Below are 15,362 nucleotides of genomic sequence, written 5' to 3'. Positions count from 1 at the left end.
CTTTTGTTCTTCCTCAGATGTGATCTCAAGCAAATGAGAAGACAGCCAGTTAAGAAGAAGACCAGTTATGACGATTTCATTCAGCCAAGGGCAAGTCATCACGCCTGAATCCAACAACCAGCTTAAGCTTAAGTTTGGTGGTTATTCGAATAAAGGAGTCCGTGATGAAAACCAAGACGCCATCATTGTAAAACACCCTAAAACTCGTGCAGAGCAAGAGCTAAAAGGAAGTGTTGCTTGTATAGCTGACGGCGCAAGTTGCAGTGAGCACGGCCAAAAAGCCAGCCACACCAGCGTGATGCAGTTTATCGACGACTATTACGCCACGCCAAATAGCTGGAGCATTCAGCGTTCAGCGCAAAAAGTCCTAACCTCGCTCAACTCTTGGCTCTTCAACACGTCTGTTTCTAATATTCATCCCGCACAGCAAGTTAACCATAATGCGCTCGTTTCCACCTTTAGCAGCGTGATATTGAAATCGAACACTGCGCATATATTCCATGTCGGTGACAGTCGAGTTTACCTATTAAGAGATGGAGAATTACGCCAACTGACCCGTGACCACACACGTAAGAATATGGGACAGAAACATTACCTAACGCGAGCTTTGGGCATGGATAATCAACTCAACGTTGACTATCAAACCCTGCCGATCAAGAAAGACGACTGCTTTATCCTGACCTCTGACGGCGTGCATGAATTTGTTGCTCCCAATACTTTCAAAGAACACATCGATAGACCTGAAGTGGATTTCGAATACGCCGCACAAACGATCTGTAACACCGCTTTAACCCACAACAGTTCAGACAACGTGAGCTGCTTGATTGTGCAAGTCAGTCACCTACCTAAACCTTCGCTGATTGAATTCCATGAAAAGCTAGCTAAACGAGCCATCCCACCCGCGTTAAAACTCGGGCAAAGTATCGACAACTTTATGGTGCTTGAGGTGTTGTATGCAGGCTCAAGAAGCCATGTGTACCGAGTGATGCAGAAAGAAACGCAAACCAAATTCGTGCTCAAAGTGCCTTCCGTTCAATACCACGATAGCCCGTCGCAACTACGAGCTTTCTTTAATGAACAATGGGCTGGCATCTTGCTGAACAATAAGAAGGTAATGAAGGTTTACCCGACGCCAGAGCATTCGCAATTCTTATATCAAATCTGCGAATGGGTTGAAGGCATCACGCTAAGACAATGGATGTACGACAATCCAAAACCGTCACTCAATGAAGTGCGCGAAATATTAGAAAAGATCACGCAAGGCATTCGAGTATTACAACGTGCCGACATGGTGCACCGAGATTTAAAGCCCGAGAACATCATGCTTCAACCTGATGGTGAGATAAAAATCATCGACCTCGGCGCTGTATTAGTGAGAGGGCTTGAAGAAGGAGAGCTCGCAGACAAAGACGACATTCCATTAGGTGCGGTCAATTACATTGCTCCAGAGACCATCAAACATAACACGGCGACCACAAGCTCTGATCTGTTCTCTATCGCTGTGATCGGCTATGAGATGTTAACCGGTGAATTGCCCTACTCTGAAATGACCGCACAATCACTTAAGCAATCTCGTCATCATCAGTGGGACTACCAACCCATCACTCAGAAACGAACTGACTTACCAAGCTGGGTGGATTTGGGGTTACAAAAAGCCTGCGCGGAATCGCCGAGCGAGCGTCATCAAGTGTTGGGGGATTTTGTAGCAGACCTTTACACACCAAACCAAAGCTTGGTGAAAAGCAAAGCCAAGCAACCTTTGATAAACCGAAACCCAATCCAGTTTTGGAAGGTGTTGGCCTTGTTACTCGGCATTATTGCCATTGTAGAGTTTGGCTTATTGCTTAGTTCTAACTAAACCTTAAGTTCAAACTGACCACGGGAGTCATACTCACCTTGAAGCTCTAGCTAACCTCGAAGCTCTAGTTAAACCTCAGAGATCAAGCTAACCGCGTTTAACCTCGTTTTACTAAGCTTCTTGGCACTAACTCAATGCCAGCTTGATAGCGTTTAGCTGATGCGTTCAAAGCAAGTGCAAAAGCACTATCGGCAATCACTTCAAATTGCTGCGGCAGTGAATGGACTTTAAAGGGTAAGAAGTCCAATAAACGGTTATCACCAAAGGTTGCCAGTTTTACTTGATTGATCAGCTCTGGCTTTTCGACCATCACATCCAACACACCCTCTAACAAGGTGTAAGACATAGTCACAATCGCATCAGGAACTGTACCTTTAGCTATCCACTCTTCAAAAACCTCGCGTCCAGATTCTCTATCAAAGTGCTCACCATAACCCACAACCATCGGCTTATTTTCTGTTAGCCCTGTTTGTTGAGTATGTGCTTTGTTTGCGGCTTCAAAGCCCAAGTGACGTTCACGCGAAATGTTCAGATCAGGCAGTGCGCCGATTAAACCAACACTATGGATGCTGTCATCAAGAATCGAATGGGTCAATTCAAACGCGGCTTCAAAATCTTCACTGAGTACGCAAGCAAAGTGCTCATCATCTAACGGACGGTCAATTGCGATCACTGGCGTTCCTGAGTTTTGCAACTTTAAGTAGAACTCGTTGGCGTCAGGCATTGAGCTCGCAACCAGCAAGGCATCAATACGACGACTTACCAAAGCTTCAGCCACTTTTCGTTCGGTTTCAGCATCATCATCAGAACAACCAATCAATATCTGGTAGCCCACTTTACGGGAGTTCTGCTCTATCAATTTAGCTAAACGCGCGTAACTGCTGTTTTCCAGATCCGGAATAATCAAACCAAATGAACGGCTATTACCAGCGCGCAACGACGAAGCGGCGTGGTCTGGACGGTAATTATACTCTTCTACAACCGCCATGACTTTCTGTTGAGTCTTTTCACTGATTCTGTATTTCTGCGCCTTGCCGTTGATGACATAACTGGCTGTGGTTTTCGATACTCCAGCCAACTTAGCGATTTCATCAAGTGTCATATGAGTGACCTGTATTTTGTGCGTAGGATCATATAACGAATGATCTGATCCCTGGATTAGTTGAATTATATGCTGAATCGATTCAGTATAAAAGCTGAAAGGATTCAGCAAAATCTGAAAAGTGACTTCAATCATCCTTTTGAATGAATTGAGCGTCATTTGTTGTTAATAAGCTTTCGTTATTTAGCTTTTCGTTATCCACGAATCAGACCGAATTAACGACACGCAGCAAAACTATTTTGAAAATCGAAATTGGCTTTGCTGAATTTTTTTACACTGAATGCTGAACCGATTCAGCACGAGTAACACAAAGAGCAAAGCAAAGAGTAAAATTCACTAATTCTTGCTCTAGTTGGAATCGTAGCGATACACAAATTCTCAAGCGATACGCTAAAGAGGCACCATGCTTAAATTATCAAAATCTGACATCACTCTAGGCCAAACGGCCAATGATAAGTTCCAAGCAATCCAAAATATTGCAGGCGACCTAACAGCCAAAGGCTTAGTTGACTCTGGCTACGTTGAAGGAATGCTGAACCGTGAAAACCAGAACTCTACGTTCCTTGGCAACGGTATCGCGATTCCTCATGGAACGACTGACACTCGTGGCCTAGTGAAAGAGACAGGCGTTGCGGTACACCACTTCCCTGAAGGCATTGATTGGGCAGACGGCAACCGTGTTTACGTTGCGATTGGTATTGCCGCTAAATCTGATGAGCACTTAGGCATTCTTAAGCAACTGACCAAAGTGCTAGCGGCAGACGGTGTTGAAGAGAAATTAAAGCAAGCAAAATCAGAAGACGAAATCATCGCCCTACTTAATGGCGAAGTTCAGCTAGAAGCAGACCTAGACGCTTCTTTAGTTCAGCTGCTGTTCCCTGCAAGCGACATGATTCAAATGTCGGCAGTTGCGGGTGGCCTACTTAAGAACACAGGTTGTACAGACAATGCATTCGTTGCTGACTTAGTAACAAAAACACCGGCTCACCTAGGCCAAGGCTTGTGGTTGTTGGGCAGTGATAAAGGCGTAACTCGCACTGGCGTATCTTTCGTTTCAACAGCGAACGATTGCGAATACGAAGGCACACCAGTTAAAGCATTGGTGGCATTTGCTGCTTGTAACAGCGCTCACCAATCTATTCTGGCAAACCTAAGCAAGATGGTTTTCGAAGGTAAACAGCAACAACTGTTAACCGCTGACGCAGCACAAGTGATTGGCCTTCTAAAAGGTGAAGCGGTTTCTACAGCTTCTCAAGACGACGACAACTGCGCGGTATTCAAAATCAAAAATGCACACGGCCTACACGCTCGTCCGGGCGCAATGCTAGTCGCTGAAGCGAAGAAGTTCGAATCAACTATCCGCGTATCAAACCTAGATGGCGATGGAAAAGAAGTGAACGCGAAGAGCTTGATGAAAGTAATCGCGCTTGGCGTTAAACACGGCCATCAGCTTCAGTTTGTTGCTGAAGGTGAAGATGCAGCTCAAGCACTTGAGTCTATTGGCAAAGCTATCGCTTCTGGCCTTGGCGAAGGTTAGGAAATCGATATGTCTGATAAACAAATCAAAGCCGTTACCGTAACCCTAAACCCTGCTCTGGATCTGACAGGTAGCATCGATGTGCTAAACGTAGGTTCTGTTAGCTTGGTGAACAAAAGCTCACTGCATGCAGCGGGTAAAGGCGTAAACGTAGCAAAAGTACTTTCAGAGCTTGGCGCTAAAGTCACCGTAACAGGTTTCCTTGGTCGCAATAACGAAGAACCGTTCTGCCAACTGTTCGAACAGATGGGCGCAACTGACCGCTTTATTCGTGTCGACGGCGCAACTCGCATCAACGTGAAGTTAGTAGAAGAAAGTGGTCAAGTTAGCGACATCAACTTCCCTGGCGTAGCGGTAACACCGATTGCCATCGAGCAGTTTGAGCGCACTCTATTCGGGTTAGCTGAAGACCACGAATATTTCGTGATTGCAGGCAGCTTACCTCAGGGCATTTCACCTATGTTATGCGCATCGTGGATTCAGAAACTTCACGATATGGGCAAGAAAGTGTTATTCGACAGCAGCCGTGATGCACTTAAAGCGGGACTCGATGCACAACCATGGCTGATCAAGCCAAACGATGAAGAGCTATCTCAGTTATTCAACGCCGAACTAACTACACGCGACCAATGCCAACACGCAGGCCAAGCCCTAAGTGAAAAAGGCATCGATAACATCGTTGTGTCACTTGGTGCTGAAGGTGTGATGTGGCTTAACCAAGGTGAGTGGTTACACGCTCAACCTCCGCGCATGCAAGTAGTAAGCACGGTAGGTGCAGGTGACACCTTAGTTGCTGGCCTATGTTGGGGTCACATGCAACAGATGCCAAAACCAGAACTTATTCAATTCGCAACCGCCCTATCTGCTCTAGCAGTTTCACAGGTAGGCGTGGGTTTAACCAGCCAACAAGAGCTGGATTCAGTAAGACAAAATATCCAATTACAGGCGCTTAGTGCTCCAACTAGTCAGTTAGACACAAGTAAATAGGACAAAGGGATTATTATGAATATTACCATTATCACAGCTTGCCCTAGTGGCGTAGCAAACAGCATCATCGCCGCAGGCTTGTTAGAGCAAGCGACAAAAGCACTGGGTTGGAACGCCGCTATTGAATGTCAATCAAGCGTGCTACCAGACTCAACCGTATCGCAAGACACTATCGACAGCAGCGACGTTGTGGTTATCGCAGCCAACACGAACGTTGATAAAGCGCGCTTTGTCGGTAAGAAAGTGTACCAAGCGGCTATCTCTGAATGCACTGCGGATGCAAAAGCATTTCTAGAGAAAGCGGTAGCAGAAGCAACAGTACTGGACGCTTCTCAAATTGAAGAATCTATCCAAGTTACTGGTACTTCTCCAAACTCTTCTACAACAGCAAGCACAGGCAGCAAGAAGATCGTAGCGATTACGGCTTGCCCAACTGGCGTTGCACATACCTTTATGGCAGCTGAAGCGCTTGAAGCAGAAGGCAAACGCCTAGGTCACCAAATTAAAGTGGAAACGCGCGGCTCTGTAGGTGCGAAAAACCAACTGACTGACCAAGAAATCGCAGACGCTGATCTTGTTATCATCGCTGCCGACATCGACGTTCCTCTTGATCGTTTTAACGGCAAAGCGCTATACAAAACCACAACAGGTCCTGCTTTGAAGAAAACAAAGCAAGAGATGGAAAAAGCATTCGCTGAAGCTAAGCCATACCAGCACACAGCGTCTTCAAATTCAGCGCCTGCTGATGAGAAGAAAGGTGTGTACAAGCACCTAATGACAGGTGTATCTCACATGCTTCCTGTGGTTGTTGCGGGTGGTTTGATCATCGCACTGTCTTTCGTATTCGGTATCGAAGCGTTCAAAGAAGAAGGCACATTAGCAGCAGCATTGATGACTATCGGTGGTGGTTCTGCATTCGCACTGATGATTCCTGTTCTTGCTGGTTTCATTGCATTCTCTATTGCTGACCGTCCGGGTCTGGCTCCAGGTCTAATCGGCGGTATGTTGGCTAGTTCAACAGGCGCAGGTTTCCTAGGTGGTATCGCAGCGGGTTTCATTGCGGGTTACGCAGCAAAATTCATTGCCGACAAGGTTCAACTTCCACAATCCATGGAAGCCCTCAAACCGATTCTGATCATTCCGTTTATCGCGAGTTTGTTCACTGGTTTGGTCATGATTTACATCGTTGGTGGTCCAGTTTCAGGCGTGATGAGCGCAATGACAGACTTCCTAAACAACATGGGAACGTCTAATGCGATTCTTCTGGGTGTGATTCTAGGCGCAATGATGTGTTTCGACCTTGGTGGTCCAGTAAACAAAGCGGCTTACACATTCGGTGTTGGTCTATTGGCTTCACAAACTTACGCACCAATGGCAGCAATCATGGCAGCAGGTATGGTTCCGGCTCTAGGTATGGGCCTTGCAACTTTCCTAGTGAAAGACAAGTTTGAAGCAGGCGAGCGCGAAGCAGGTAAAGCATCATTCGTTCTTGGACTATGTTTCATCTCTGAAGGTGCAATCCCATTCGCAGCGAAAGACCCAATGCGTGTTATCCCAGCATGTATGGCAGGTGGCGCACTAACGGGCGCTCTATCAATGATGTTTGGTGCTCAACTAATGGCTCCACACGGCGGCTTGTTCGTACTGCTAATTCCGGGCGCTATCTCTCCAGTTCTTATGTACCTAGTGGCGATTGCAGCAGGTACAGCGGTAACAGGTTTTGGTTACGCAGCTCTTAAAAAGATGAGCAGCGATAAAGTAACAGCAGAGGCTTAATCCCCCGACTCTGTTTAACGGCTAAACCCGTCGAACAGAGGCTCTGATAACCAGCTCCTTGGTAAAACAGCTCCTTGAAACAGAATAAAGGCTCCTCATTTGAGGAGCCTTTTTATTATTCGCTGTCTTGCGTGGTTAAAATGGGTAACTGAAAAGAGAACGTCACGCCTTCGACATCATCCGTATCAATCTGACGAATCATCTCTACCAAATAACCTTGCACATCTAACTTCAAACCTTGTTGTTCAACCGCCTTAAACAGAGCTTCTAACGCAGTGCTGTAAGCCACATCCGAAACCAGATAAACGTCGCTGCATAAGTAGTAGCCTTCAGGAATGGTCATATCGTAACGATCTTTCGCGACTTGCCAATTTCCAATTTCAGCGTCGATGTCGTCCCACTTATTATTCATTTGCTTGATCGGCGTGGTGCCCATCAAATGCGTCGATTTCTGACCATAGATTTCAAATACCGTGTCCCAATCAGGATCTTCCAACTTAAGCTTTTGCATACCGCGTTCTGGATACCAAACCAACTCGATCGGCATAGACTTAACTAGCTCTTTTTCCATCGAAGACTGCACACCTGGATGTGCCAATTTCTGGATGAAGTCTGCCGTTTCCTTAGGTGTCGCGTTATAACCCATTTCTCGAATATGTTTTGCAGTAACACCAAGCTCGCGCTTAAGCGCCTTACCTAATGACTGCGACGAGGAGTAGCCACAATACTGAGCAATTTCAATCACGCTCCACGGCTCATCATTGATCAACAAACCCACCGCGATTTGTAATCGAACACGACTCAGGTACTGACCCGGAGTTTCGTTAAACAGCTCGGTAAACTGACGATGAAAATGGTAGGGCGAAATCGCGCTCTCCGTTGCTATCTCCTCCCACGTCCGACGCTCACCCCACTCTTCATGCATCAAGGTTAATGCATGCGTAAAGCGTTTTTGAAGGTGCTCTGGCAAAGATTCAATCAATGTAATCTCAGGCACCAGCTTAAAAGCTGGCTCTAAATGCAAAGCAGGTTTGTTGTCTTGGGTCTCAGGTACATTGGCTTTAGTCATACTGTCAGCTAGCTTCGCCGAACTGGACAGCTTTATTAAACTGGGCAGCTTGGCTTCACTATCGTCTTTGTCCTTTATAAAATCAATCACGAGCGATCCAAAGTGAGTTCTTCTAATGAATCTTGCTCGCCCAGTTCTTTTTCAATTCGATTTTCAACTAGCGGCGGCTTGCGGCAAAACAAACCAAGCAGCACCGGAATCAAAATCAGAGTTACCGCAGTGGCAAACAACTCACCAAACACCAAAGATACTGCTGCTGGTTTCAAGTATTGCGCCTGTTCTGCGGTTTCGCTTAGCAATGGCAACAATCCACACACCGTTGTAATGGTGGTCAAGAAAATCGCTCTCAAGCGGCCAGTACCCGCAATAACTAGCGCTTGCTGTAACGGCACACCTTGACGATATTCACTATTAAAGCGCGTGATCAACACTAGCGAGTCGTTAATCACGATGCCCGTCATGGCCATCATGCCGAACATCGAAAGAATGCTGATGGGTAAATCCATCAAGTAATGACCAAAAATCGCGCCTGCGAATCCAAACGGTATCACTGCCATGATGATCATCGGCTGCCAATAGGACTTCAAGGGCACCGCCAACAAGATGTAGATCATCAGCAACGTCAGAATCATTGCTGATTTGAAGCCATCCGACACCTCCCCTATCTCTTCAAACTCACCGCCTGCTTTAATGGTTACACTTGGATATTGTAGGTGCAGAGACTCAATCGTATCTTCAAGTTGCTCACGTATTTTCTCTGGTGATTGCAGGTCTCGGTTCTGCTTCCAATACAGGTTGATCACTTGCTCTCGGTCACGGCGGTAAACCACTTGCGGTTCTTGCTCATGACGAAACTCAGCAATATCCCCCATCATCACACTTCCGCCATTAGGTAACATGACAAGTGCCAGTTGTAGCTGAGCTAAGGTTCTGCGCTCCTCTCTTGGATATTGCAGAAGCACCTTGGTCTCTTGTCCATTTTCTAACAGGCGATGGACTTCTCTTTCGCCAAACGCTTCGCCTGCTAACTGAGCCAGTTTCGCTTGAGTTAACCCTAACTGCTGACCATATTGATTCAATACCAAACGAACTTGCGGCAAACCATCCTGACCGTCGTCGTAGACATCCGATACGCCTTTCAACGAAGCCAAAGTATCCGCTAGCTCCTCGCTAACTAGAGAAGCAAGCTCACGATCATTGGAAGAGATCGTTAAGAATGTTCCACCAGCAGGATCCTCTGCCGCACTGAATTTAACCGAATAAGCGCCTTCGATTTGCCCTGTGTTTTCTCTCCATCGCTTCAACAATAAATTACCCGGCAATGAGCTTAAGGATTCGTTGGTGAGCTCGGCTGTAACTTCGATTTCGCCATAGCCATCAGACCAAGCAAGCAGGTTCACAACAGGCTTTTCCTGTAATGGGTAATCGTCCATCAAGCCTTTTTCTACTTGCGTTATCGCCTGCTCAACTTGCAACAAGGCTTGGCGCTGTAAAGGCAACGGCGCGCCATCTTCCAGTTCAATAACCGCGGTGATGTAACGCCCCGGAATTTCAGGAAACAGCGCACTTCGAATCGTACCGTTAGACCACATGCCATAAGCCAATGAGATAACCGCCACAAACCCAAGCAAGGACGCGACTTTGTAGCCAAGTGCAAACTCCAATACTGGCTTGTAGATGTTGAAATTAAACCACTGTAATCCGCCTTGAGCAGCATTCTGAACCTTGGCGAACAAACCCGTTGATGGTTTTTTCACAGAAAGCTGAGCCAAGTGTGACGGCAAAATAAATTTGCTTTCAATAAGCGAGAATATCAGCGCAAAGATTACCACAGCTGAAAACCCAGCCAATACTTTGGCTAGCTCGTTATTAATCCATAACATTGGAGAAAACGCTGCGATGGTTGTCAGCACACCAAACACGGTAGCCACTGATACTGAGTTAACGCCCTGCCAAGCGGCTATCTTTCCGTTTATATCAGAGGGACCGTTTACCTTTGAGAAACTATTTATGCTTGGATTCCCGGAGCTACTGCCGTTCCCCGTCCGTTTTTCATGTATTGCTTCACCTACAACAACCGCATCGTCCACCAGCACACCGAGTACCAAAATAAAACCAAACAAGGTGATATCGTTGATGCTGTAGTTGAACAACTGCATTGCTGCCAAGGTTCCAGTCAGCGCAATTGGAATACCCATTGCAACCCAAAACGCGAGCCTAATTTCAAGAAAGATTCCTAGTAGAACCACAACTATCAACAGGCCTTGCCATGCGTTTTCACTCAAACGAAATAGCTGCTCTTCAATGTAAGGTGCCATGTCGGCCATCGTATTCAGCTTTATATCCGACGGTAAAATTGCACGTTGTGCGTCAAGCGTTTCACTGATAGCTTCACTGACTTTGAGCAGGTTATCGCTTTGGCTAGTACTGACCAATAAGGCGATGGCGTTAGAGCCGTTGTTACGCACGATAGAACCACTGTATTGGTAGCCACGACTTAACTTGGCGATATCACCCAACAGTATTTTTCCGTTGCTTCCTGAAATCACAACAAGCTGGTTCAACTTCTGTAGATCATCGGCGTAACCGTCACCACGAATCACCATTCGACCTTTGTCACTGATCAGTTCACCGCTACGAGTCTCAAGCGAACGCTGCTCAACGAGCTCTGCGAGGTCTTCTAAGCTCAACTCTAACGCTTTCAGTTGGTCAGGATCGGGCTCGATAACCAGTTGAGATGTGCGAGTTCCCCAATTTGATACCTTCGAGATACGCGGATTCTTCTTCAGTGCTTGTTCAAGTTGCTTAGCGATAGGTTGCAGTTCGTCATCGGTTCTTGGCCCCGAGACCACCACAAACGCCGCTAAATTAGTAAATTCGTTACGAACAACTTGTGGCCTGTCCGCTTGTACGGGAAAACCATTAATCGCGTTGACTTGATTGCGAATGTCGTCCAGAAGCTTGTCTAAATCTGTACTGCTGGTTTTACGAACCATGACCTGAGAAATCCCAGCACTCGACTGACTGGTGATCTGTTTGATGCCTGCAATACCACTGATTGACTCTTCGATTCGCTGCGTAACACTCTCATCGATCTGTTGCGCCGTGCCGCCAGGGTAAGTAACGCTGATACTGATGGAAGAGGGTGCAATTTGTGGAAACGACTCGACACGTAATTGTCCGAACGCAAGCACACCACTGATCACGATCGCCATCATCAACAAATTGGCAGCAACAGGGTTATTGATAAACCATTTGGTCATCCAGCTCATTGGTTTTCCTCCTCGATCTGTTCATCATCAGATTGGCTCGCGATCATGGATTCTGAACGATCATCTTGATAAAAGTTAGGCGCTACTTGCTTACCAATTAACATCGAAGAAAGCGGATATTGCACCACTCTGCGAACCTGTTCGCTTTGCTGATTAAACCGAATATCAAGCACCTGATTACCTTGCCCAATCAAGGATACCGACTCTTTACGTAGACAATCATTGCTGTCTAACGTCCACACATATCCGTCTCGTGTCATCGCACTTAAAGGTACACTGACTACGTTATCCTTCAGCCCTAGGTTAACCACGGCTTGGACCTGCTGATTTGGAAACAATCTTGGCTTACTTTGATAAGGCGCCTCAACCGAAAGCACAACTTGTCTTTGACGGGTGACCGAGTCAACTTGCGGAGACACATAACGCGCCTTAGCGGGCCACTGATTCCCAGAACGACTCACTACTGTGATACTCGGTTCAGTCAGAGCGGCTTGAACTTGTTGCCAATGCATTTCAGAAATCGGCAACTTGATATCAATCGAATCACTGGCAGCCAATTCAAAGGTCACTTGCCCCGCCTCTATCCACTCTCTTGGGCTAATATGGCGTTTCATGATCACCGCATCAAAAGGCGCGGTAATCACTGATTCCTCCAACAATTTCTGTGCGCTCAGGTAAGCCTGCTTTGCTTGTTTTAGATTAGCTTTCGCTGCAAGTAATTGAGGCTCTCTGCGAGCAAAAGACGAACTCGTTTTCGGGTTCAGCATTTTTAACGCGACCGTTTGCTCATGCTTAGCCTGCTTCAACTCCAATTCAGCTTGTTTCAATGAGCTCAACGCCTGAGCCAAGTTCGCATCAACTGCGCTAGTATCTAACCTTGCTAACACATCGCCTTTGTTAACCAAATTCCCCGGTTCAACGCTTTCATCTAGCCATTTCAGCTGTGCGCTACTGGACGCTTTCAACTGCACAGGCCAACGAGCAGCAGTTACACCTAATACAGTTAATGTCGATTGATGCTGTGATGGTGTCACCTCTAACACTGAAACTGGGGCAAGGACGGCTTCTTTCTTCACTGACTGGGTAGCTTCAGGTTCCAATTCATCAACGACAACCAACGCGATAAAGATGGCTGCACAGCCGACTAATACAGAAAGTGGCTTTTTAAATTTCATGAGGTATCTCCTTGGTAACCTGTTGAATGGAGGTGTGATTAAGGCGCTGACTGATTTCAGTAAGGCGAGAAAGGGTTTGCAGCGTAATTGGTAGCATCACTGCTGTTTCAACAAACTCAAGTGAATAGGTAACGATGGAGAACACTTGCCCCGCAGTCGGTTCGATAAGCTGACTCACCATCCATAAATTGCCGATGACCGCGCCAAACAAAACGATAAAAATCAGCCCATAGACAACAGCTTCGGTATCAGACAGTTTGATTTCACACTGTTTTAAGCGCTCAAAATGCCAACGAAGTGCAGATAAACGAACACCGCTCAGCAATTTCACCTGCTGTTCAACTTGATCGTTAAATTGGCCGTTAAGCCGAGTAAAGGTTCGGTGGAACACACCATAAATCGCGAGCATCGACAATCCCGCAAACAACATGCAAAGCGCCAATGAGAAGTGAAACGTTGAAAGGATAACCACCGTCGCGACCAGCTGAACTATCGCCGTCATCAAAGTAGGCAAATCATCTTCTAGGAAATCAACCAACTCACGAGACATGGTTAGCCGCGCATCTTTGGTCGAAATCGATAAACCGCGCAGGTTGCGCTCGACAAGGTTTGCCAGTTTTACGCGAATAGCACCATACACACGGGTATCGTAAAAACGACGAACGACACTGATGATCACCAGTACAAAAAGAATCAGTGCCAACATCATCAAAGGCTGAAAGCTTTGGTTTAGCACTCCGTCGATGGCGTAACCAATAAACAGCGGCAGCAGAATAAGCATCACGTTTTCAGCCAATACCATTAACCAAGTCGCGGCGACCTTTAATGGATTAAGCCGAATAATCGTCAGCAGTGAGATGGGATATTTGAATAGCATTATTGAGCCCATAAATGAATATGGCGCCAGTATTACCAATCCGAGATGGAAAAAAGTGTCCCAAATTGCTGTATTAACAAATTAGACGACAGACTCGCTTAGTAACTAGATCGGTTACCTTTTGTTTACCTCATCTCCTTTACTGTCCTTGATAAGAAAAATGAACAACAAGGAAAGAGCATGAAATTATTCGCTTCACTACTCACGACCATCGGTATTACTGGTGCTGTCTGGGGGCTATTACATATTCAGCCTGCGATTGCGGATGCATCGACAGCGCAGCCAATCGCTGAGTTATCAACGAACAAGTCATCAATCGACAAACAGCCAAAAAACAAGTCCGTAGAGGTCAAACAACAGGCGACTGCAAACACGACTTACCTGCAAGGTTTGAGTAAGACGATTCCTTTAGACGACGTGCCAGACCTATGGGTCGATTTCTACCAAAACCTAGAAGCAAATGATGAGGAGATCGCACAACAACAAGTCATCGTGATCTATCAAGACATCAGCTTAGATTTCAGCGAAGCAACAATCACGATTGGCTTCCCGATTCAGCAATCAAAATTAAATAAAAACAAACCCTTAATTAAGATTCCAAGCAAAGCCAAAGGCACCCTTCTGCTAGGTAAAGGCGAACATACTGAACAGGAACTAGCACAAGCTTGGGAAGGTATCGCGATTTTAAAAGAAGTGGATATGGTTATAGAACATCACCAGCTGAATCAGCATGGGTTGCCAGATTCTAGTGAGTTATACGTCTATTATAAGAACAACCAGTAAAGGATTTAGTTATGGATTTCACTATGGATAGCATTGGGAATTTTCTCTCTCAAACATTCACAGAAACGAGCATCATCCTAACCGAAACTTGGGTAGATGATAATTTTCTGTTGCTTGCTCTGGCTCTGTTTATCTTTGAGCTTATCCGCTATGCCTTTAAGAAAAAGCTCAGCTGGAATATGTTGGGAGACAGCGCGACTAACTTAGTCACTTTGTTCTTCTTGTTGGTGACCCTTTTCTTTGTCGGGTTAGCCTATGTGGGCACGTTTGTTTACGCCTACGAGAATTTCAGCCTAACTCAGCTACCGATATCTGGTTGGACAATTCTGGGTTGCTTGATCTTGGCCGATCTCGCGTATTACTGGGAACACAGATTCTTGCACAGTAATGGTTTAGCTTGGGGAACTCACTCTGTTCACCATAGCTCGCCTTACTTTAATATCTCTGTCGCTTACCGATTCGGGCCTTTGGATTGGTTCTTCCCTTTCTTCTTCCACTTGCCGCTAATTCTGCTCGGCTTTAACCCGTTTGTCGTGCTGATGTGTGAAACCTTTGTGCAGCTTTATCAAACACTGCTGCACACTGAAACCGTTAAACGACTACCTCGCCCTGTTGAAGCCGTGTTTAATACACCTTCACATCACCGAGTGCATCACGCGACCAACAAGCAGTATCTTGATAAGAACTACGCTGGGATCTTTATCATTTGGGATCGTATGTTCGGCACCTTCGCCAAAGAAGAGGAAGAAGTCAGATATGGCGTGTTCCCGAGAATCAACTCTGTGAACCCATTTAAGGTATATTTCCACGGCTACGTTAAACTGTGCCAACAGTTATGGCACGCGCCAACTTGGAACTACCGACTACAACTTCTTATTCAGCCGCCTATCTGGGCTTGGAAAAGAGAACGAGAAACAAAGTAAGGA

General features: G+C 46.2%; 11 protein-coding genes. 6 read left to right on the top strand and 5 right to left on the bottom strand.

Annotation, left to right across the window (positions count from 1 at the left end; all coding sequences use genetic code 11):
* Window positions 1-67: 67 nt before the first annotated feature.
* Complete coding sequence (locus ED652_RS12845; RefSeq protein ID WP_122055085.1) at window positions 68-1,858, top strand: bifunctional protein-serine/threonine kinase/phosphatase; 1,791 nt, start codon at window positions 68-70, stop codon at window positions 1,856-1,858.
* A 97-nt stretch (window positions 1,859-1,955) separates the two neighbouring features.
* Here the strand turns inward: ED652_RS12845 and cra are convergent, their stop codons facing one another.
* Window positions 1,956-2,960 (bottom strand): catabolite repressor/activator, encoded by a 1,005-nt coding sequence (gene cra, locus ED652_RS12840; RefSeq protein ID WP_122055084.1) that lies wholly within the window; start codon window positions 2,958-2,960, stop codon window positions 1,956-1,958.
* A 403-nt stretch (window positions 2,961-3,363) separates the two neighbouring features.
* Here cra and fruB point away from each other — a divergent pair, with 403 nt between their 5' ends.
* Genes fruB through fruA form a run of 3 tightly spaced genes read left to right on the top strand, consistent with a single transcriptional unit; the run spans window position 3,364 to window position 7,260 of the window.
* Window positions 3,364-4,497 (top strand): fused PTS fructose transporter subunit IIA/HPr protein, encoded by a 1,134-nt coding sequence (fruB, locus tag ED652_RS12835; RefSeq protein ID WP_122055083.1) that lies wholly within the window; start codon window positions 3,364-3,366, stop codon window positions 4,495-4,497.
* A gap of 9 nt (window positions 4,498-4,506) precedes the next feature.
* Entirely contained in the window at window positions 4,507-5,484 is a 978-nt protein-coding gene (gene pfkB / locus ED652_RS12830) for a 1-phosphofructokinase (protein ID WP_122055082.1), read from the top strand.
* 15 nt (window positions 5,485-5,499) lie between these two features.
* Window positions 5,500-7,260, top strand: coding sequence for a PTS fructose transporter subunit IIBC (gene fruA, locus ED652_RS12825; protein WP_122055081.1), 1,761 nt, complete (start codon window positions 5,500-5,502; stop codon window positions 7,258-7,260).
* Between the two features lie 115 nt (window positions 7,261-7,375).
* Here the strand turns inward: fruA and ED652_RS12820 are convergent, their stop codons facing one another.
* The 4 genes from ED652_RS12820 to ED652_RS12805 are packed head-to-tail and all read right to left on the bottom strand — an operon-like array spanning window position 7,376 to window position 13,653.
* Window positions 7,376-8,419: an AraC family transcriptional regulator gene (locus ED652_RS12820; protein WP_122055080.1), complete on the bottom strand. Its 1,044-nt coding sequence runs from the start codon at window positions 8,417-8,419 to the stop codon at window positions 7,376-7,378.
* Window positions 8,416-11,601, bottom strand: coding sequence for an efflux RND transporter permease subunit (locus ED652_RS12815; RefSeq protein WP_122055079.1), 3,186 nt, complete (start codon window positions 11,599-11,601; stop codon window positions 8,416-8,418). Before ED652_RS12815 ends, ED652_RS12820 begins: the two co-directional genes overlap by 4 nt.
* Entirely contained in the window at window positions 11,598-12,776 is a 1,179-nt protein-coding gene (locus ED652_RS12810) for an efflux RND transporter periplasmic adaptor subunit (RefSeq protein WP_122055078.1), read from the bottom strand. The genes ED652_RS12815 and ED652_RS12810 overlap by 4 nt, the downstream gene beginning before the upstream one ends.
* On the bottom strand, window positions 12,766-13,653 hold the full coding sequence (locus ED652_RS12805) for an ABC transporter six-transmembrane domain-containing protein (protein WP_122055077.1): 888 nt from the start codon (window positions 13,651-13,653) through the stop codon (window positions 12,766-12,768). The genes ED652_RS12810 and ED652_RS12805 overlap by 11 nt, the downstream gene beginning before the upstream one ends.
* A gap of 180 nt (window positions 13,654-13,833) precedes the next feature.
* Here ED652_RS12805 and ED652_RS12800 point away from each other — a divergent pair, with 180 nt between their 5' ends.
* Both ED652_RS12800 and ED652_RS12795 read left to right on the top strand, forming a co-directional pair.
* Window positions 13,834-14,436 carry a hypothetical protein gene (locus ED652_RS12800; protein ID WP_122055076.1) on the top strand — a complete coding sequence of 201 codons (603 nt, stop codon included), beginning with the start codon at window positions 13,834-13,836 and terminating at the stop codon, window positions 14,434-14,436.
* Window positions 14,437-14,447: 11 nt separating this feature from the next.
* On the top strand, window positions 14,448-15,359 hold the full coding sequence (locus tag ED652_RS12795; protein WP_122055075.1) for a sterol desaturase family protein: 912 nt from the start codon (window positions 14,448-14,450) through the stop codon (window positions 15,357-15,359).
* Window positions 15,360-15,362: the final 3 nt, after the last annotated feature.

Origin of the sequence: Vibrio sp. Evd11, assembly GCF_900382755.1 — a bacterium.
Classification (GTDB): Bacteria; Pseudomonadota; Gammaproteobacteria; order Enterobacterales; family Vibrionaceae; genus Vibrio; species Vibrio lentus.
Note: the sequence above shows the minus strand (reverse complement) of the source record. Positions and strands in the feature narration are given on the sequence as shown.

Bases quoted from the DNA above. Each gene is read 5' to 3' on its own strand.
- ED652_RS12845 (WP_122055085.1), top strand. From the start codon at position 68: ATGACGATTTCATTCAGCCAAGGGCAAGTCATCACGCCTGAATCCAAC.
- cra (WP_122055084.1), bottom strand. From the start codon at position 2,960: ATGACACTTGATGAAATCGCTAAGTTGGCTGGAGTATCGAAAACCACA.
- fruB (WP_122055083.1), top strand. From the start codon at position 3,364: ATGCTTAAATTATCAAAATCTGACATCACTCTAGGCCAAACGGCCAAT.
- pfkB (WP_122055082.1), top strand. From the start codon at position 4,507: ATGTCTGATAAACAAATCAAAGCCGTTACCGTAACCCTAAACCCTGCT.
- fruA (WP_122055081.1), top strand. From the start codon at position 5,500: ATGAATATTACCATTATCACAGCTTGCCCTAGTGGCGTAGCAAACAGC.
- ED652_RS12815 (WP_122055079.1), bottom strand. From the start codon at position 11,601: ATGAGCTGGATGACCAAATGGTTTATCAATAACCCTGTTGCTGCCAAT.
- ED652_RS12810 (WP_122055078.1), bottom strand. From the start codon at position 12,776: ATGAAATTTAAAAAGCCACTTTCTGTATTAGTCGGCTGTGCAGCCATC.
- ED652_RS12805 (WP_122055077.1), bottom strand. From the start codon at position 13,653: ATGCTATTCAAATATCCCATCTCACTGCTGACGATTATTCGGCTTAAT.
- ED652_RS12800 (WP_122055076.1), top strand. From the start codon at position 13,834: ATGAAATTATTCGCTTCACTACTCACGACCATCGGTATTACTGGTGCT.
- ED652_RS12795 (WP_122055075.1), top strand. From the start codon at position 14,448: ATGGATTTCACTATGGATAGCATTGGGAATTTTCTCTCTCAAACATTC.